18 protein-coding genes are annotated in these 18310 nt (G+C 43.9%); 7 read left to right on the forward strand and 11 right to left on the reverse strand.

The window, feature by feature from the left end; genetic code table 11:
- Positions 1 to 569: 569 nt before the first annotated feature.
- Complete coding sequence (locus LRC_RS08665; RefSeq protein WP_014074053.1) at positions 570 to 1898, reverse strand: M20/M25/M40 family metallo-hydrolase; 1329 nt, start codon at positions 1896 to 1898, stop codon at positions 570 to 572.
- A 527-nt stretch (positions 1899 to 2425) separates the two neighbouring features.
- Between LRC_RS08665 and LRC_RS08670 the strand changes: the two genes are divergently transcribed.
- From LRC_RS08670 to LRC_RS08680, 4 genes are read left to right on the forward strand one after another with little or no spacing between them, the layout of a single operon-like run.
- Positions 2426 to 3703 carry an O-acetylhomoserine aminocarboxypropyltransferase/cysteine synthase family protein gene (locus LRC_RS08670; RefSeq protein WP_014074054.1) on the forward strand — a complete coding sequence of 426 codons (1278 nt, stop codon included), beginning with the start codon at positions 2426 to 2428 and terminating at the stop codon, positions 3701 to 3703.
- A 23-nt stretch (positions 3704 to 3726) separates the two neighbouring features.
- Positions 3727 to 4035, forward strand: coding sequence for an amino acid permease (locus LRC_RS12305; RefSeq protein WP_049780079.1), 309 nt, complete (start codon positions 3727 to 3729; stop codon positions 4033 to 4035).
- A complete protein-coding gene (locus LRC_RS12045) occupies positions 3944 to 4357 on the forward strand; it encodes a hypothetical protein (protein WP_338034077.1) in 414 nt (137 codons plus the stop codon). The genes LRC_RS12305 and LRC_RS12045 overlap by 92 nt, the downstream gene beginning before the upstream one ends.
- 41 nt (positions 4358 to 4398) lie before the next feature.
- Complete coding sequence (locus LRC_RS08680; protein WP_014074055.1) at positions 4399 to 5289, forward strand: alpha/beta hydrolase; 891 nt, start codon at positions 4399 to 4401, stop codon at positions 5287 to 5289.
- Between the two features lie 397 nt (positions 5290 to 5686).
- Here the strand turns inward: LRC_RS08680 and LRC_RS08690 are convergent, their stop codons facing one another.
- The 5 genes from LRC_RS08690 to LRC_RS08710 form a co-directional block, all read right to left on the reverse strand.
- Positions 5687 to 7063: an aldehyde dehydrogenase family protein gene (locus tag LRC_RS08690; RefSeq protein WP_049780081.1), complete on the reverse strand. Its 1377-nt coding sequence runs from the start codon at positions 7061 to 7063 to the stop codon at positions 5687 to 5689.
- Between the two features lie 220 nt (positions 7064 to 7283).
- Positions 7284 to 7880, reverse strand: coding sequence for a hypothetical protein (locus LRC_RS08695; RefSeq protein WP_014074058.1), 597 nt, complete (start codon positions 7878 to 7880; stop codon positions 7284 to 7286).
- Positions 7881 to 8267: 387 nt separating this feature from the next.
- Entirely contained in the window at positions 8268 to 9596 is a 1329-nt protein-coding gene (locus tag LRC_RS08700) for a HAMP domain-containing sensor histidine kinase (protein ID WP_014074059.1), read from the reverse strand.
- Positions 9580 to 10296 (reverse strand): response regulator transcription factor, encoded by a 717-nt coding sequence (locus LRC_RS08705; RefSeq protein WP_014074060.1) that lies wholly within the window; start codon positions 10294 to 10296, stop codon positions 9580 to 9582. The genes LRC_RS08700 and LRC_RS08705 overlap by 17 nt, the downstream gene beginning before the upstream one ends.
- Before the next feature lie 162 nt (positions 10297 to 10458).
- Positions 10459 to 10992 (reverse strand): FIVAR domain-containing protein, encoded by a 534-nt coding sequence (locus tag LRC_RS08710; protein ID WP_014074061.1) that lies wholly within the window; start codon positions 10990 to 10992, stop codon positions 10459 to 10461.
- Between the two features lie 155 nt (positions 10993 to 11147).
- Between LRC_RS08710 and LRC_RS08715 the strand changes: the two genes are divergently transcribed.
- On the forward strand, positions 11148 to 11558 hold the full coding sequence (locus LRC_RS08715) for a peptide deformylase (RefSeq protein WP_014074062.1): 411 nt from the start codon (positions 11148 to 11150) through the stop codon (positions 11556 to 11558).
- A 57-nt stretch (positions 11559 to 11615) separates the two neighbouring features.
- Entirely contained in the window at positions 11616 to 11879 is a 264-nt protein-coding gene (locus LRC_RS11600) for a hypothetical protein (protein ID WP_167317002.1), read from the forward strand.
- A gap of 573 nt (positions 11880 to 12452) precedes the next feature.
- Here LRC_RS11600 and LRC_RS08720 read toward each other — a convergent pair.
- The 5 genes from LRC_RS08720 to LRC_RS08740 form a co-directional block, all read right to left on the reverse strand.
- On the reverse strand, positions 12453 to 13157 hold the full coding sequence (locus LRC_RS08720; RefSeq protein WP_174519779.1) for an ABC transporter ATP-binding protein: 705 nt from the start codon (positions 13155 to 13157) through the stop codon (positions 12453 to 12455).
- Complete coding sequence (locus LRC_RS08725; RefSeq protein WP_014074067.1) at positions 13150 to 13932, reverse strand: ABC transporter ATP-binding protein; 783 nt, start codon at positions 13930 to 13932, stop codon at positions 13150 to 13152. Before LRC_RS08725 ends, LRC_RS08720 begins: the two co-directional genes overlap by 8 nt.
- Positions 13929 to 14894, reverse strand: a complete 966-nt coding sequence (locus tag LRC_RS08730) for a branched-chain amino acid ABC transporter permease (protein ID WP_014074068.1) — start codon at positions 14892 to 14894, stop codon at positions 13929 to 13931. Before LRC_RS08730 ends, LRC_RS08725 begins: the two co-directional genes overlap by 4 nt.
- A gap of 9 nt (positions 14895 to 14903) precedes the next feature.
- Complete coding sequence (locus LRC_RS08735; protein ID WP_014074069.1) at positions 14904 to 15782, reverse strand: branched-chain amino acid ABC transporter permease; 879 nt, start codon at positions 15780 to 15782, stop codon at positions 14904 to 14906.
- Between the two features lie 71 nt (positions 15783 to 15853).
- Positions 15854 to 17041 (reverse strand): ABC transporter substrate-binding protein, encoded by a 1188-nt coding sequence (locus LRC_RS08740; RefSeq protein ID WP_014074070.1) that lies wholly within the window; start codon positions 17039 to 17041, stop codon positions 15854 to 15856.
- 473 nt (positions 17042 to 17514) lie between these two features.
- On the opposite strand from LRC_RS08740, the gene LRC_RS08745 reads away from it, so the two are divergent.
- A complete protein-coding gene (locus LRC_RS08745; protein WP_014074072.1) occupies positions 17515 to 18294 on the forward strand; it encodes a carbon-nitrogen family hydrolase in 780 nt (259 codons plus the stop codon).
- The last annotated feature ends 16 nt before the right edge of the window (positions 18295 to 18310 follow it).

Raw genomic sequence — 18310 nt, forward strand, 5'->3', positions numbered from 1 at the left:
TCACCGATTACGGGCAAATCGCTGATTTTTGAATTCTGCCCGTAAAATCCAGTCACCCGTTACGGGCAAATCGCTGATTCTTGAGATTTGCCCGTAAAACCCAGTTCTTGATTACGGGCAAAACGGCGATTTTTGAATTTTGCCCGTAAAATCCAGTCCGCGGTTACGGGCAAAACACTGATTTTTGAATTCTGCCCGTAAAATCCAGTCCGCGGTTACGGGCAAATCGCTGATTCTTGAGATTTGCCCGTAAATGACAGCCCTCGGTTACGGGCAAAACACTGATTTTTGAATTCTGCCCGTAAATGACAGCCCGCGGTTACGGGCAAAACACTGATTTTTGAATTCTGCCCGTAAAATGCAGTCCGCGGTTACGGGCAAAATGCTGATTCTTGGGATCTGCCCGTAAAATGCAGTCCGCGGTTACGGGCAAAACACTGATTTTTGAATTCTGCCCGTAAAATGCAGTCCGCGGTTACGGGCAAATCGCTGATTCTTGGGATCTGCCCGTAAAATCCAGTCACCGATTACGGGCAAAATGCAGCGCCGACACGAAATTCAGCGTTTCATCAATATTTTTCAAGCAGACATTTCAAATACCACGCCGCATCGCAAAAATCGCTTAAACGGATATTTTCGTTTGGCGCATGCATCTTCTGCCCCGGATAACCGATGCCAAAACCGGCAATCGGAACTTTCAGATTTCTTCCGAACGCATAAGCCGGACCGGCAATCGGGCTGTTCAAAACGTAGGAAGTGCCTTCTGCTCCAAAAATTTCTTCTGCCTGCTTCAAAACCATTTTGATAAAAGGCGAGTGAACGTCAGAGCGATAGCCGGGCTGTCCCGTCAGATACGTCAGTCGGATGTCGGGGTAGCCGTTTTTTTCAAGCTGAGCTTGGATTTTTTCAAAAGATTCCTCAGGATCTTGACAAGGTGCCAGGCGACAATCAAGTTTTGCTTTGGCAAAGCCCGGAATGATGGTTTTGATTCCGTCTGCTTCATATCCGGCAGACAAGCCGTTGATCGAAAGCGACGGTTCACAGACAAGAGCTGAGGACACGTCGTCCGTTATCAGATCCTCAATGATGCCGTCATTTTCTTTGAGTTCTTTTTGATTGCACCGCATCTTTTTGACGAGTGCTCGTTCGGTTCGATCCAAAGAATCTTCGGTGAGGTTCAATCCTTCGACCAAAATCTTCCCCGAATCATCAAATAAAGACGCAAGCCCTTTTGTCAGACGGACTGCCGCATTTGGAGCATAACATGACTTTGAAGAATGCAGATCACCGTTTGAAGTTTTGACCTCGGCCTCAAAAGCAACGATTCCTTTCAAGCCGCCGACGATTTCAAAACGTTCGTTTGCATCTTTTTGCCCCCCTTCCCAAATGCAGGCGTCACACTTTAATTCATCAAGATGGGCTTGGATATATTTTTCAACGTTCGGACTTCCGACCTCTTCTTCGCCCTCAACGAAGAACTTGACGTTTACCGGCAATCCTCCGTGTTCGTTGAAATATTTGAGCAAGGCCAGGCGCATGACGAGTTCTCCCTTGTCGTCGCAAGCTCCGCGAACGATGAGTCTTTCGTCTTCAACCGTCGGTTCGAACGGATCAGAATTCCACTCTTCGACGGGTTCAGGCGGCTGAACGTCATAATGATTGTAAAACAGAATCGTTTCTTTGCTTTTTCCGGAAAATTCAGCAATGACGACCGGATTGGCTCCTTCTTCCCTGAACTGTTCAACCTTTTTGGCACCGAGTTTTTCAAATGTTTTTTCTAAAAAAGCGCTTGTTTCAGCAACTTTTTCATTTCTGACGGCGATGCATGCCAAGCGAAAATAGTCGAAAAAAGACTCTGCATTTTTTAAGATGATTTCGTCAAATTCTTGTCTTTCCATCCGTATCACCCTTTCAAAAAAATATCTTATCATAAAGTTGCAAAAAAATCGCTGCCATGTCGCATGAAGAAAACATGCAACGCGACGATGAGGTCTTGTTTTATTTAGTCAAAAGCACTTGGTATCTGATGAGGACATTAGCATAAAATTGTAAAAAAATTAAACTAAAGTGTTGACAAGATTTAAAAATGAGTTTAAACTTCAGTCAACAAATCAAATAACAAGAAACGTTGAAGAGAAGAGTAAGTGGCCTTCAATCCGACAGAGAGCCTTCAAGCGGTGAGAGAAGGCGGATTGGACAGACTGAAGATGAGCTCTGAGTTTAACCGAGGGTGCAAGCTCGAGGTTCGTGAGGATACGATACAATCCCAGGCATGATAGTGCCGGAAAAGGCTGCAGCTTGCAGTGAAGATGGGTGGTACCGCGAGGAATGCGTCCCTGTGAAAGATGTTCTTTCACGGGGGCGTTTTTGTTTTTGCTGCTTGTCCGATTCAACGTCTCTGAAAAAATACAGGAGGGTCTCTTTTATGAGCAATCAAGATTACAAATTTGAAACGCTGCAACTTCACGCAGGTCAGGTCATCGATGAAACGGGTGCCTGCACGACGCCGATTTATCAGGCAACTTCCTACGTCTTCAAGGACGCAAATGATGCAGCTGCCAAATTCGCTCTGCAGCGTCCGGGCAACATTTATTCGCGTTTGACCAATCCGACGACGGCAGTTCTCGATGAACGCATCGCAAAGCTGGAACATGGCACGGCCGGCATCACGCTTGCCACAGGACTCGCCGCAGTTACGGCGGCAATTACGAACATTGCGGAAGCAGGCGATGAAATCATTTCTTCATCAACGGTTTACGGCGGCACGTTCAACCTTTTCAACACGACGCTTGATGCGCTTGGCATCAAGACGCACTTCGTCGACCCTGACGATCTTTCCAATTTTGAAAAGGAAATCAACGACAAGACGAAGGCCATCTACGTTGAAACGATCGGCAATCCTGACATCAACCTCGTCGATATCGATGCCCTGGCAGAAATCGCTCACTCAAACGGTCTTTTACTGATTGTCGACAACACGTTTGCTTCTCCATATCTTTATCGTCCGCTCGAACACGGCGCAGACGTCGTCGTTGAATCGGCAACGAAATTCATCGGCGGTCACGGAACGACCCTGGGCGGCGTAGTTGTCGAAAAAGGCGACTTCGATTACGCAAAGAGCGGCCGCTACCCTGGATTCACGACACCGAACCCGCAATACAACGGTCTTGTCTATGCGGATCTCAAAGGCGCTGCATTTGTCACGAAGATTCGCTCCGGTGCTCTGCGCGACATGGGCGCTGCCATCTCTCCGTTTAACTCCTTCCTCCTGCTTCAAGGCCTTGAAACGCTGTCCCTTCGCGTTGAACGCCACGTTTCAAATGCCGAAAAAATCATTGATTACCTCTCCAAGCATCCAAAAGTCGCATGGATCAAATACCCCGGGCTTGAATCAAGCAAGTATCACGACTTGGCAGTGCGCGATTTTCCAAAAGGCGTCGGTTCCATCTTCACGTTGGGGCTTACGGGCGGCGAAGAAGCCGGCAAGAAACTGATTGAAAATCTCGAACTGTTTACGCTGCTCGCAAACGTCGGAGATGCAAAATCTTTGATCATTCACCCCGCTTCAACGACTCATGCGCAGCTTTCAGAAGAAGAATTGAAAGAATCAGGCATCACGCCTGATCTGATTCGCGTTTCCGTTGGCATCGAAAACGTTGACGATCTGATTGCGGATCTTGACCAGGCATTGGCCAGAATCTAACTTGGAACCGGGAAGTGACACGAATGGCAGAAATCAACAAAGACGGAACAAGACGAAAACTGAAGAATCTGAACGTTCAGATGATTGCCCTTGGAGGGAGCATCGGCACGGGACTGTTCCTTGGGTCCGGCAGTACGATTCACAGAACCGGTCCATCAATTCTGTTCGTATATCTGATCGTCGGAATCCTTTTCTTCTTCATGCTCCGGGCAATCGGCACGCGAATCTCACAGCCAAAAGATGAAGTTTTTGACGAAAGTTTCAAATCGAGGCATTCCCGTCAACAGCGTTTTGTTTTCTGCTTCATTCATGCTGTTTGCGCCAATGCTTAGCTGTTTTAAAGCTTTGAGCGATGCGTTTTCCTTCGTTGCTTCGGTTTCGTGCGATATTTATATTCTCGTTTGCATCCTGACCATGATTGCGCATTATCGCTACCGCAGATCGGATGCGTTTTTAGAGGAAGGCTTCAAGCTTCCTGCTTATAAATGCACGAATCCGGCCACCAACATATTCTTTATCTTTATTTTCCTGTTGCTTTTCTTGAACCGCTCTTCCTTTGGACCAGCACTCGGTGCAGTTTTGTGGTTCGTTTGTTTCAGGCTGATTCAAAAAATTCGCAATCAGCCCCAAGATGAAATCGCAATCAGCGAATAGTTAGTTTATAATAGAAGAAAAAAATCACTGGAGGAATTATTTTGGGAACACATCAAGAAAACGTCAGACTGGCACTGGAACTTGCCCAAAAAGCCATGAAATGCGCTGAAGAACAAAATGCAGGACTTGATCGCAAAATTCCGGAAGTCACGCGCATTGACGACCTGCAATATGGTCCTGATTCCAAGTGGAATCTTTTGGATATCTATCTGCCAGAAGAACACGCAAAAAAAGTCCCTGTCATCTTTTATTTTCATGGCGGAAGCTGGATTTCCGGAATCAAGGAAAATGCGCAGTTTTACGGAATGAGTCTTGCCAAGCACGGGTTTGCATTCGTCAACATCAGTTACCGTCTCCCGCCTGACGTTGTTTTCCCAGGAAGCCTCGATGACGTCGACCAGGCAATTCACTGGACATGCAACCACGCCAAGAAGTACGATCTGGATCTCAAAAACGCATTTCTCATCGGAGACAGTGCCGGAGGACAGATGGTCAGTCAGTACCTGACGATTCTGACAAATGACGTTTTCAGAGAAAAATTCGGATACAGCAAGCCACAAATGACGGTCAAGGCCGCCGCGTTGAACTGCGCCCCTGCATTTTTAGACACGCCGGGGATGCTTTACGATTCAAGCAAAGCCTACTTTACGGAGGATATCTTGAAAAATCATCTCGACATGCTTCAGACAGAAAGCTACATCACACCAGCATGGCCACCGATTTTTCTCATGACTTCCAATGAAGACTTCATCCGCGACTGCAGTCTCGCATTCGCCAGATATCTGAAGGCCAGAAATGTTCTCTATGAATTCCATGATTACGGTACGAAAGAAGCTCCTCAAAAGCATTGCTTCCATTGCGACGTACGCAATCCCGTCGGTGAACGGTGCAATCTTGACGAACTCTCCTTCTTCAGAAAATATCTTGACTAGCTCAAAAAGAGGATGAGAGAAACCATATGCCTCAAATTGAACCTCGGATGATTAGCAATCAATTGCAATCATCCGTTTTTTTGTATACATGTCAATCTGCTGATGTAATGGAAATAATCAAAAAGAGTCCGTCAAAAAATGGACGCTGCCCGTATGATCATCAATTCATACGGGCTTCATTTTTTCAGTGCGTGGCTCTGAAGGAGCGTGCACTGGATCTGGGTGACAAGGTAGACTATTTTCGACAAAATCCAGAATTCCGGTCTACTTTCCCCATTATATTCTGAGTTTGAGTTCCTGACAGATGTTTGTCCAAAACAAAAACACGTATGACCACAACTATGAATCATACGTGTTTCAAATTTAAGACAGAGTTTTTTCCCAGTCCCTCGTTATTTTAGTTCAAGCTCTTTAAAAAGTCCGTTTCGTGACGGAATGCGACCGTCTTCATGTTGAGCAGATCCGTTGCCGTAATGTTGTGAGAAACGGCATTGCCGCCGTATGTCCCGGTGCCAAGCGTCAACGATGGCGTCAAGTTGTTGTAAAGACCGCCAACGCCGCCAAGTGCTGACGGCGTGTTGACCAGGATGCGGCAAGCCGTCATTTCGATGGCAAATTTAACGATCAGGTTATGATCTTCGGAATGGATAGCAGCAGTATGACCGCGTCCGCCGTAATCAAGCAATTGCTGACAAATGAAGAAAGCTTCCTTGGCATCTTTTGCCTTGTACATGCTCAAAACAGGTGACAGCTTTTCAGCTGAAAGCGGGTATTCTCTGCCGACGCCGTCAAGTTCTGCAACGATGATGCGCGTGTCAGCCGGAACTTCAAGGCTGCACAACGTTGCGATTTCCTTGGCGCTCTTGCCGGCCAACATACCGCGAACAGTGCCGCGCTTTTCATCGATAAATGCCTTGCTGAATTCAGGCACTTGTTCATCATTCAAGAAGTATGCCCCATGACCCTTGAGCAATTTCTTGACCTCATCATAGATTGAAGCATCAACGACGATTGAGTTTTCGGAAGCACAAATCATGCCGTTGTCAAAGGTCTTTGACGTCACGATGTCATCGATTGCCTTTGTAACGTTTGCACTTTCGGCAACATAAGCCGGACCGTTGCCGGGGCCGACGCCCAAAGCAGGCTTGCCGGAAGAATATGCGGCACTGACCATGCTTGGACCGCCCGTTGCGAGAATCAAGCTGACGTTTGGATTATGCATCAAAGCCGTCGTTGCTTCAAGACTAGGTTCTTCAATCCATAAAACGCTGTCTTTTGGCGCACCTGCAGCCTCAGCAGCAGCTTCAACCAACTTGCCTGCCATTACGCAGCTCTTTTGAGCCTGCGGATGGAACCCAAAGACAATCGTATTGCGTGTCTTAAGAGCAATCATAGATTTGAAAATAACGGTTGAAGTCGGGTTCGTCACAGGAGTCACGCCGGCAATGACGCCCATTGGTTCAGCGATTGAAACAAGACCCTTGTCTTCGTCTTCGCTGACGACGCCGACTGTCTTTACATCCTTTAAGCTTTCCCAAATGCATTCGCTGGCAAAAATATTCTTCGTAACCTTGTCAGCCACGACGCCACGACGCGTTTCTTGAACGGCAGCCTGCGCAAGTTCTTGAGCGTGTTCTTTACCGGCTTTTGCGATTGCCTCACAAATTTTGTCAACTTGTTCCTGAGTAAACGTTGATAAAATTGCTTGAGCATGTTGTGAACGCTTGATTAATCCATTTACCATCTCTGCAACTTGTTGTATTTCTTCAGCCATAAACAAATCCATCTCTTTCTATCCACAAATTGATCTTTATAATTGAATACAACTCTAGTATAATATTTTTACTCTTCATAATAAATGCTTTTTATTAAAAAAATATTAAAGAAAGCGTTTTCTTCGATACTTTATCGTCATAAATTATCAAAATGTTTGATACATCAAACATTTTAACTATACAAAAAAATTCCATGACAGCCCCAAAACTGCAAAGAATTTAGTGCAAATATTGAAATTTTCTGATTCGTGCCCTCTTTTTTTGAACGTATACTGCAAAAACGATTCCGAAAATAAAGATCGCCGTAAAATCAACTTTGAATATGTTCAAAATTATCTCACCTAAAAGTTCGTCATAATATCCGGATTGATCCCTTGCGCTGATGATTCCGATTACATCGCCCTTAAGGCTGTACAACGGCTGATACAGCTTAAAAATATGCCGGTCATCTGCCAAGCTCGTTTTCCTGACAAATTTTCCGTCAAGAATTTTTTGCTTATCTTTTGCGTCGAACCCATCAAACAGCGTTTCATTATATTTTTCCCTTCGTTGCACTATCCCCAATGACACGCCGTTAGCTTCGCTTTGCATCATGTCAGCCTTGTTCTTATCGATCGAAATGATCGTCTTACCGTCCTTGACGTTATAGTCGATGCTTTTAATCTTGACATTCCAGGCATAATTTTCAAGTCGATTCCATTCGTTTTCAACAATTGCAACTCGATTAAGAGCAATCAGCAAAAGCTGCAGCAACGTTACGACGATAATTGCCAGCCCCATCAAACGAAAGCGTATTCTTTTAACATCTTCATGCATATTTATAACTCCATATCAATTAATTTGCTAAATAAAAGCACCTTTATTCAACACCTATCCTATATCGGTTTCGTGTTAATTGTTTTTAACCTTCTTGCAAAAAATAATTCACTTTTCATTCAAAAATATTCAAAACAAAACGGGAATATTATCTAAAATTAGTAATATATTTGCTAATAATTCTATGCATTAAATGCATATCACAAAACTATTTTGTCCGGTGCAGTTTCTTTAAATCAAAATAATTTTATCTATTTTAAACATTTTCCCCATTTACCCTGAAATTCAGAATTTCCTTTGCTGATTCATCAATAAATTTGACGTTCAATCTTCAAAAAGCAAAGAAAAAGAAGAGGTTTCGAGAAAAGATAATCTTCCCAACCTCTTCTATTTTTTTTCTTTTTTAAACAACAAAGTCATTATAAACAAATCGTCTCTTTCTTCTATTCGGCACTCTCCGCACATCTTGCCCATCATCTTTTTGATATTCGAAAGACCGATCTTCGTGCTTTCTTCGTTTTCGGTATGTTCCTTAACGACGTTTTCCAATACGATGCCGCAATCGTCTTCCACATACAAAGAACGAATTATGATTGGAAATTCAGGATCGGCATATTTGACGATGTTTGAAGTAACGTTGTCGATAATTCTTGAAATATAGGCATCATGAACTTTTATTTCCGTATCTTTAAATAAAAAAACCGGTTTGATCTGATAACCTTGCTGCTCTAAATAACCGCACATCTCAGACAACGGATCGAAGAAAATCTGCTCCAGCGTACCGCGCTTTTCAAGCTGAATTTCCTGATCAACGTTGATCAAGGAATAATTAAATAATCTGTCAGACATGACTTTGAGCTGTTTGGTCTTTTGGTCTATTTTTTCGAGATAGCCTTGAAACTGGTCTTCATCCCTGCATTTTCCAGAACGAATAATCTCTGAATAAAGCATGATTGACGTCAAAGGCGTCCTGATATCATGCGACATCTCCGTGACCATCTTCGAATTGGCCTTCATGACTTCATTTTTGACTTCAAACTGTTTTTTCAGCGATTTTCGCATGTCATCCAGTCCTAACGCCAGTTCATAAAGCTCATCTTTGCCTTTGGCTTGAATCTCGTAGTCGAGGTTCCCTGCTTCCAAAATTTTGATGTCATTGCTAAGCTGACGAATATATTTCATCCGGCGCCTGATTCCGATCATGACGATGCTGAAAAAAACGATGAACGTCAAAATAATCGAAAAGATTTCGGCATAATAATACAATTCGTAAGAATAAACACCTTGAATATATACCGAGGCCTTGCCATCGGCAAATTTCAGCTTATACGGCTTGGCCGACAAATTATCCTGGTCTTCAAGCGCAAAGGCACTGACGCCGCTGCAATTGTACACGATGCGGTTTTTCTTATAGATTGCAATCAACAGCACTCTTTTTTTCAGCACCCATTTGTCAAGTTTCTTTTTGTCGGTCGACTTCAAATCTTTTTTTTCAATATAATTCTGGAACTGCCGAGCATAGCGATTCGTTTCACGCTCCTCGTAATCAATGCTGTCATAATATTCGTCAACAAGATTGTCGGTTACTCTGTCAACAACGATTAAAAAAGCGAACGAAATGACAAATGAAAGAATCAACAGTTTAAGCAGTTCCATATAAATCGTCGTTTTTTTGTTTTTTCTGTTTTCCAGCTGCCTTCTAATCCACTGTCGCATCTTCAAAGCGATACCCCTTTCCCCAAACCGTCTTGATATACTGCGGTTTTTGAGGATCAGGCTCGATTTTTGTCCTCAGCTTTCTGATGTGAACCATTACCGTATTTCCGCAGGTATAAAAATAAGGTTCGCGCCAAACGCTTTCATAGATGTTTTGTGTCGAAAAAATCTTGCCCGGATGCTGCATCATCAAACGTAAAATCTTGTACTCCAAATCAGAAACTTCAACTTTATTTCCGTCCGCAAAGATTTCATTAAATGCAGTGTTGAGTTTGATCGAACCAATCTCGATAATTTTTTCCACTTCGTTTTCGTTCGTGCTCTTTCCTTGATAAACTTGGTAACGTCTGAGCAAGGCCTTGACTCTTCCGAGCAGTTCGGCATATGAAAAAGGCTTTGCAAGATAGTCGTCTCCTCCAACCATCAATCCAAGCAGCTTATCTGATTCTTGTGACTTTGCAGTTAAAAAAAGTACGGGCACGTTGGAAGTTTTGCGGATTTCTTCGCAGACTTTGAGACCATTCAATTTAGGCATCATGATATCCAAAATAACCAAATCAATCGTCTCATCGAGCAATTTTAGCCCGACAACGCCATTTTCGGCTTCGATGACTTCATACTCTTCGCTTTCAAGCAGAATCCTGACGCCTTCTCTGATGTCGCTGTCATCTTCAACAACCAAAATTTTTCCTTTGTGCATTTTTTCAAACCTCATATTTCTTTTACTGTATTTTATACACCATCATTCAATCTTGCAAGTTATAACGACTTTTATTTTGACAGTCAATCCTTAACAGATTCTGAAAGCATTTCTTAATCACAATAAAAAACGAACCGTTCTCCCTCAGAACCGTTCGTCTACCTAATTATTTGATTCCCTTTTCACGCGAAGCTGTTTTATAATGCTGAAAGCAATTACCCCCAAAGCACCAAGCGTTATGGCTCCCCAAACAATCATTTTAAAAACCGACTTGCCACTTGATATAGCTGCAGGTTTTGCAGCTGATTTCAAGACTTGTTTCTTGCCCGATTTAGATTTGCCCGCCCCTGTATGCGGCAAACTTTCGGGTTTTCCTCCCAAATTGTTCAGACAAGTATTGATTTGTTCCAATGCAACGTCAACATCTTGTTGCGATCCTTTGTTTTCAAGAACCTGCTTTCCATAGTCGATTGCATCTTGCAAAGCTTTCTTCTTTTCATCAGATGCTTTGCCATATGCATCCCTGTTATGATATTCCTGTTGCGCATCTTCAGAAACCGCATTTTCAAGCGCAGAATACACGACCGTGTTTGAAGAAGATGTCTCATCTGCTAAGGCGCTGCCATTTATCATTGCAAAAACAGCTGCAATCACAGCTAAAAGAATTCCCATTCTCTTAAAGCCGGCTTTAATCATCTCAAGCCCCCCAAAAAACAACTAATTGACATTAACAACAATCACTATTAGATTATAGTATAGTTACATATAATTAACAATTGTATATAAAAACAAAAAAAACAACTTTATTTCAAACATTTTTTTCATATTGAACAAGAAAGGATGATCTTATCTTGATAAAGCCTATCAACAAGGATGTTGGAATTCTCCGCAAAAAATCGACAACAGCTTCAAAAAAAGACCTTCAGACGGCATCAGATCTGATTGATACGCTCAAGGCCCACCAAAATGCCTGCGTCGGAATGGCCGCCAATATGATCGGTATCAACAAGCGCATCATTGCCTGTTTCTTCGGACCTTTTCCCGTTTTAATGATCAATCCCGAAATAACCAAGAAATTCGGGCCTTATACTGCTGAAGAAGGTTGCTTGAGCCTTGAAGGAAAACGCGTTGCTAAACGTTTCAAACATATCGAAGTAACTTATCTGGATAAGAATTTCGCCAAACAGCGACAAAAACTCGACGACTTCAATGCTCAAATCGTTCAGCATGAGATTGATCATTGTAATGGAATTTTGATTTGATTAACCATTGATTCAAGGCCTTTGAAAAATTCCCAGGTCCCTCTTGAATTAATTTAAATGCCTAACAAATACTGTCGACTTTTGGCAGGTTTGTCCGGCATTTTCTTAGTTTTGATGCATGAAACTCTTTTTGAAAAATGCAGTGCTTCGCATCGCTCAATCAATGCGCCAAAACGGAAGTACGGGCAAAACAACGATTTCTGGAATCTGCCCGTAAAATCCAGTCACCCGTTACGGGCAAAATGGCGATTTCTGGAATCTGCCCGTAAAATCCAGTCACCCGTTACGGGCAAAACGGCGATTTCTGGAATCTGCCCGTAAAATCCAGTCACCCGTTACGGGCAAATCGCTGATTCTTGGGATCTGCCCGTAAAATCCAGTCACCCGTTACGGGCAAAATGGCGATTTCTGGAATCTGCCCGTAAAATCCAGTCACCCGTTACGGGCAAAACGCTGATTCTTGGAATCTGCCCGTAAAATCCAGTCACCCGTTACGGGCAAAACGGCGATTTCTAGGATTTGCCCGTAAATGACAGCCCCCGATTAAAGGCAACATCCCTTTTTGCACGTAAAAAAACATCTTTTAAAAAATAGTGCTGCTCAACCAAGATCTCACTCAATTTTACGGACAAAATGCCATTTTTTGCTGATTTGTCCGTAAACGGCAGTGATTTTAACAAATGCAGTGCTCGCTAAATCAGCGCGCCACACTCTCAGTCAAATTTACTTCCAAACTATTTTCATGGAAGGCGATCGTCATATATACGAAAAAACCGGATTAGATTTGCACTTGATTGCAAATCATCCGGTTTTTCAATTGAGGCATATTTTTCCAAACCTCATCCGTTTTTTAAATTTTAAGCACAGTTTTTTGCCAATTTCACCAATCTGCAATCAGCCGCCCAAATATGCTTTTTGAACGCTTGGATCGTCAAGCAGATCTTTACCAGTTCCGGTCATCTTGACCTCGCCGGAAGCCAAAACATACCCACGATCGGCAATTGACAATGCCTGTTTGGCATTTTGTTCGATCAAAAGAACAGTTGTCCCCTGATCACGAATCGTTTCGATGATTTTAAAGACTTCCTGAATGTAAATCGGAGAAAGTCCCATTGAAGGTTCGTCCAACAAAATCAGCTTGGGACGTGCCATCAAAGCCCTGGCCATTACGAGCATCTGCTGTTCGCCCCCGGAAAGCGTAGCAGCGTCCTGTTTTTCACGTTCCTTTAGGACGGGAAAGCGCTGATACATCTTTTCAAAATCTTCTTGGATTCCGTCTCTGTCCTTGCGCAGGTAAGCCCCCATCAAAAGATTTTCGCGAACGGTCATTTCCTCAAACACGTGTCGTCCTTCCGGAACTTGAGAAATGCCCTTCGCCACGACTTTATTCGGCTTTAATTTTTCAAGATGAGTGCCCTCATAAACTAGTTCACCGCTCTTAGGCTTTAAAATTCCGGAAATCGTTTTGACAATCGTTGATTTTCCGGCACCGTTTGCACCGATCAAGGTCACTATTTCGCCTTTGTTGATTTGAAAGCTGACGTTTCTGACAGCTTGAATCGCTCCATAATTCACTGACAGATTTTTAACTTCAAGCATCGGCATCAGCGTCACCTCCCAAGTAAGCTTTGATAACTTCAGGATTATCCTGAATTTCCTTTGGCGTTCCTTCTGCCAAAAGATGACCATGATCAAGCACGTAGATTCGCTCTGCGATATTCATGACAAGCGACATGTCGTGTTCAATCAGCAAAACCGCGGTATGATATTCTGATTGGATCTTTTTGATCAAACGAGTCAGATCCGCCGTTTCTTCCGGATTCATTCCGGCAGCAGGCTCATCCAAGAAGATAACTTTCGGACGCGTTGCAAGCGCCCGAACGATTTCAACCCTGCGCTGAGCACCGTAAGGCAGATTGCCGGCACGATTTTCGGCCACAGAAGCCAACCCAAAATCGTTCAATAATTTCATTGCTTCTTCTTTCATTGCAGCTTCTGTTTTATAATAGCTCGGCAAACGAAGAACGGACGAAACAAAACTTTCCTTATAGTGATTCGTCAAAGCAGTCAATACGTTTTCCAAAACCGTCATGTCAGAAAACAGACGAATATTTTGAAACGTTCTGGAAATTCCCATTTGAGCCACGGCATAAGCCTTTTTGCCGGTAATTTTTTCTCCGGCAAGATAAACGTCTCCTTCAGTCGGCGCATTCACACCCGTCAGCATGTTGAAAAGCGTCGTCTTGCCGGCACCGTTCGGCCCGATCAAAGCAACCAATTCGTCAACGCCGACATGAAGACTGACGTTGTCAACGGCTGTCAGGCCACCAAATTTTTGCGTAAGTTCCTTTGCTTCCAAAATAGGTGTCGTCATGCCTTCGCCTCCCCTTTGTCAGCTTTTTTATGATTGAAGATTCTGGCAAACGATAATTCGTTCGTTCCCATCAGGCCGCTTGGCTTGAAGACCATCATCAAAATCAAAACAATGGCATAAATCACCATGCGCAATACGCCGAAACTTTGCAAAACGGTGTCCAAAATTCCCAAAACGACTGCGGCAACAAACGTCCCGGTCATGCTTCCCATTCCGCCTAAAACAACGATGATCAAAATCGAAACGGACTGCATGATGCCATAATTGGAAGGAGCAATCGTCTGAATATAGCTGGCACTTAGCGAGCCGGCAATGGCGGCCGTGACCGCACCCAAAACAAAGGCAGCCAGCTTCCAGCGAGTCGTGTTGATTCCCATTGCTTCTGCGGCAATTTCGTTGTCACGAACAGACATGACCGCACGTCCGCCGCGACTATGAATAAAGTTTACCGTTACGATCGTCGTCAGACAAGTCAACACGTAAACCAGCGGCCAGGTCGTATACTGAGGAATATTGAACAGGCCGGCAGGACCGTTCGTAATCTTCATGTTATTTAAAACAATTCGCACGATTTCAGCCGCACCCATCGTTGCAATCGCAAGGTAGTCTCCGCTGAGCCTAAAACAAGGAATTCCGACGATAATCGCAACAACGGCCGCAATCGCCATCCCGACGAGAACCGAAACGATCCAACCGCCGAAACTGTCAAAACCTCCAAGCGTCATGATTCCTGTCGCATATGCGCCGATTGCCATGAATCCAGCGTGTCCGAGCGAAAATTGACCTGAAAAACCGATGACAAGGTTCAAGCCTACTGCCAAAATGATGTTGATTCCGATCGTCACGAGCATATTCTCAGTAAAAGAATCGATTACTCCGATCACAACCAAAAAATTGATTAGAACAAAGCCGACTACCATGAGCAAAAGCCAGCTGAGATTTGATTTCAAATTTGCTTTCATGATAATCACCTACACTTTCTCAATCGTTCTCTTGCCGAACAACCCTGACGGCAAAACCAGCAAAATGATGATCAAAACGGCGTATACGGCCGCATCCTTATATGCTGAAAGACCGATGCTTTGGAACATCGTTTCCAAGAAACCAATGACGATGCCACCGATTGCGGCGCCGGGAATTGATCCAATGCCGCCCAAAACAGCCGCAACGAAGGCTTTGATGCCAGGAGTAAGTCCCATCATCGGATCAATCGAATTATAGTACATCCCAATCAAAACACCGGCAGCGCCCGCAAGCGCTGAACCGATTGCAAACGTAAATGCAATCGTTCCGCTGACATTGATTCCCATCAAAGCTGCCGCATCAGGATCAACGGCCATGGCTCTCATGGCACGACCCATCTTGGTTTTTTGAACGATCACCTGAAGCAAAATCAGCAAAATGATCGTCGTGATAAAAATTAAAAGCTGAACGTTTGAAACCTGAACCGGTCCCAAATCATACGAGACGCGCTTGATTACCTGCGGAAAGTTTCTCGTGTTCGCAGTAAAAAGATAAGTCATTCCGTTTTCAAGGAAATATGAAACGCCGATTGCGGTGATCAGCATCGTAATCCGCGGAGAATTCAACAGTGGCTTATAGGCGATGATTTCAACCAAAACACCGGCCAGTGCGCAAAAGACCATCGATGAGATAAGCGCGCCAAAGAAACCAAAGTGCAAGCACTTAATCGTATAATATCCGAAAAACGCCCCCAGCATGTATACGTCACCGTGAGCAAAATTCAACAGCTTGATAATCCCGTAAACCATCGTATAACCCAAAGCCAGCAGGGCATAAATGCTTCCGAGAGAAAGGCCGTTGATCAGCTGTTGCAAAAATGTCGACATCAGCTATTCCTCCCTAATTTCTGAATTATTGACAAAAGGCCGCAAGAAATTCACCTGCGGCCCTGCGTCTTTTACTTGACTACATAACCCTTAACTGACTTGCCGTTTTCCAACTTAACAATCGTAATCGATTTTTGAGGATTGTGCTTGGCATCCATTGTCGTGTTGCCCGTAACGCCCTTGAAGTTCTTGAGCTTTGCAAGACCTTCCCGAATCTTGACGGAATCAGCTGATTTTTCAGTCTCGATGGCTTTCTTGACCATGTAAACCGAATCATATGCCAAAGCGGCAAACGTCGGTGCATCTTCACCGAATTTTGCATTGTATGCCTTGTTGAACTTGGAAACAAGCGGATTAGTTGCGGCCGAAAGAGCCGTGAACGGTGTCGTGTAGTAAATGTCTGATGAATTTGCGTTTCCGGCAATCTTGATCATCTTGTCGTCGGACATGCCGTCAGCCCCCAGAATCGGCTGCTTGATGCCGGCTTCGCGAGCCTGCTTGATGATCGTGCCACATTCCGTATAGTATGCAGGAATGTAAAGCGCATCAAAATTCTTGCTCTTGATGGACGTCAAAATCGAATTGAAGTCCTTGTCGCCTGCTTGGAAGTACTGTGCAGCAACGACTTGGCCCTTGAATGCTTTCTTAAAGGCCTTTGTAATGCCAGTGCCGTAATCACTGGAATTGTCTGCCAAAATTGCCACTTTCTTTGCTTTCAGCGTATCGTAAGCAAACTTGGCAGCCGTAATCCCTTGGTAGTCGTCTTTAAAGCATGCACGGAAGACATAAGGCTGAACCTTGCCTTTCTTGTCAAGCGTAAAGTCTGGTGCCGTTGCCGATGCCGAAAGGAATGGCACGTTTGCTTTGTTTGCCGTTGGAATCGTTGCCGTGCCGGCATTTGTCGTTGCCGGTCCAATCAATGCGACAGCCTTGTCCTGAGAAGTCAATTGAGCCGCAACGGAAGCGCTGGTTGAAGTCGAACTCTTGTTATCGCGATAGATTGCTTTGATTTTCTTCTTTTTGCCGTTGACGTTGACGCCGCCTTTTGCATTGATTTCTTGAACGGCCAATTCAATCCCGTTCTTTTCTTGTTGGCCATAACCTGCCGCAGCACCGGAAAGTTCCATGTTGACGCCGATTTTAATCGTGTCGCCTGCTTGATTTCCTTTGGAAGCTGCTGATTTGACCGTACATCCTGCCATAAATGCGGAACACATCATTGCTGCAGCCGCAAAGCCTGCCATTTTCTTAATTTTCATAAAAAATCCCAATCCCTTCGTTTGATGATCCTGATATTGATTCTCGCCGATTAAGAAAAAAATTAAGCCTTCATCCTAAATGGATGAAGGCTTTTTAATCCCGGGAGCCCTCATCCAACTACACTCAAACAAGGACTCAGCAACATAAAAATCTTAATTTTTACGTTCCTGAATCCTTGATAATAATTAGACGGGCAAATAGCGAAGCGCACTGAAACGATTTATGTCTTTTATTCATGTCACAATTCATTTCAACCACTCCTTTGTACTTTATTCCCTTTGTCGGTTTGATTAATGCTATTATATTTATAAAAAAATTAATTGTCAACATTTTTTCTAATTTTTTTGCAATGCTTTTTTGAGATTATTCACTCTGTCCCCATTGTCTCAAAATTTTTTTAAGAAAGATTGTTCCTTTGAAACGTTGATATGCTATGATTATTACATAAATTAGAATGAAATGAGGTCTCGAAGTGAAAGTAAGCATTGCACAAATCGATATTGCTTATGGAAATGTTTCTAAAAACTATGAACGAACGGCAAATGCTCTGCAAAAAGCCCTGGCCAATCATCCGGACGTCATCGTTTTGCCAGAAATGTGGAATACAGGCTATGCGTTGGACAAACTTGACGAACTGGCAGACGAAAACGGCGAGCGGACAAAGAATTTCCTTTCTGCATTTGCCAAAAAACATGACGTCAATATCGTCGGAGGCTCTTGTGCCGTCAAACGCCAAGGCAAATTTTGGAACACCGCTTATGATTTTGACAGAAAAGGACAGCTGATCAACGAATACGACAAGGTTCATCTTTTTGGACTCATGCAGGAAGACCGGTTTATCGCTCAGGGAAATTCTGAGAGCAGTTTTGAAATCGATGGCATAAAATCGAGCTGCGTCATCTGCTACGACATTCGTTTTCCAGAATGGGAGCGCAAACTGATGTCTTCCGGTGCAAAAATCCTGTTCGTTTCCGCTCAGTGGCCTGACGTTCGCATCAAGCAATGGGAGATTCTGCTTCGTGCGCGCGCAATCGAAAATCAGTCCTTTGTTGTCGCAGCCAATCGAGTCGGTGATGCTCCAAACGACCATTTTAACGGACACAGCCTGATCATCGATCCGTTTGGAGAAATAATCGCAAACGGATGCAGCGGACAAGAAGAAATCGTTTCGGCAATCCTTGACCTTTCGCTCGTCGACAAGGCGAGAGGAAACATCCCGGTCTTTAAAGATCGGCGCCTGGACCTTTATTAGATACTAAAAAACAGGA

It is taken from the genome of Ligilactobacillus ruminis ATCC 27782, assembly GCF_000224985.1.
In the GTDB taxonomy this organism is placed as follows: Bacteria; Bacillota; Bacilli; order Lactobacillales; family Lactobacillaceae; genus Ligilactobacillus; species Ligilactobacillus ruminis.

Bases quoted from the DNA above. Each gene is read 5' to 3' on its own strand.
- LRC_RS08690 (WP_049780081.1), bottom strand. From the start codon at position 7,063: ATGGCTGAAGAAATACAACAAGTTGCAGAGATGGTAAATGGATTAATC.
- LRC_RS11600 (WP_167317002.1), top strand. From the start codon at position 11,616: ATGCCTAACAAATACTGTCGACTTTTGGCAGGTTTGTCCGGCATTTTC.
- LRC_RS08725 (WP_014074067.1), bottom strand. From the start codon at position 13,932: ATGACGACACCTATTTTGGAAGCAAAGGAACTTACGCAAAAATTTGGT.
- LRC_RS08740 (WP_014074070.1), bottom strand. From the start codon at position 17,041: ATGAAAATTAAGAAAATGGCAGGCTTTGCGGCTGCAGCAATGATGTGT.
- LRC_RS12305 (WP_049780079.1), top strand. From the start codon at position 3,727: ATGGCAGAAATCAACAAAGACGGAACAAGACGAAAACTGAAGAATCTG.
- LRC_RS08700 (WP_014074059.1), bottom strand. From the start codon at position 9,596: ATGCGACAGTGGATTAGAAGGCAGCTGGAAAACAGAAAAAACAAAAAA.
- LRC_RS08670 (WP_014074054.1), top strand. From the start codon at position 2,426: ATGAGCAATCAAGATTACAAATTTGAAACGCTGCAACTTCACGCAGGT.
- LRC_RS08735 (WP_014074069.1), bottom strand. From the start codon at position 15,782: ATGTCGACATTTTTGCAACAGCTGATCAACGGCCTTTCTCTCGGAAGC.
- LRC_RS08705 (WP_014074060.1), bottom strand. From the start codon at position 10,296: ATGCACAAAGGAAAAATTTTGGTTGTTGAAGATGACAGCGACATCAGA.
- LRC_RS08730 (WP_014074068.1), bottom strand. From the start codon at position 14,894: ATGAAAGCAAATTTGAAATCAAATCTCAGCTGGCTTTTGCTCATGGTA.
- LRC_RS08695 (WP_014074058.1), bottom strand. From the start codon at position 7,880: ATGCATGAAGATGTTAAAAGAATACGCTTTCGTTTGATGGGGCTGGCA.
- LRC_RS08710 (WP_014074061.1), bottom strand. From the start codon at position 10,992: ATGATTAAAGCCGGCTTTAAGAGAATGGGAATTCTTTTAGCTGTGATT.
- LRC_RS12045 (WP_338034077.1), top strand. From the start codon at position 3,944: ATGAAGTTTTTGACGAAAGTTTCAAATCGAGGCATTCCCGTCAACAGC.
- LRC_RS08665 (WP_014074053.1), bottom strand. From the start codon at position 1,898: ATGGAAAGACAAGAATTTGACGAAATCATCTTAAAAAATGCAGAGTCT.
- LRC_RS08720 (WP_174519779.1), bottom strand. From the start codon at position 13,157: ATGCTTGAAGTTAAAAATCTGTCAGTGAATTATGGAGCGATTCAAGCT.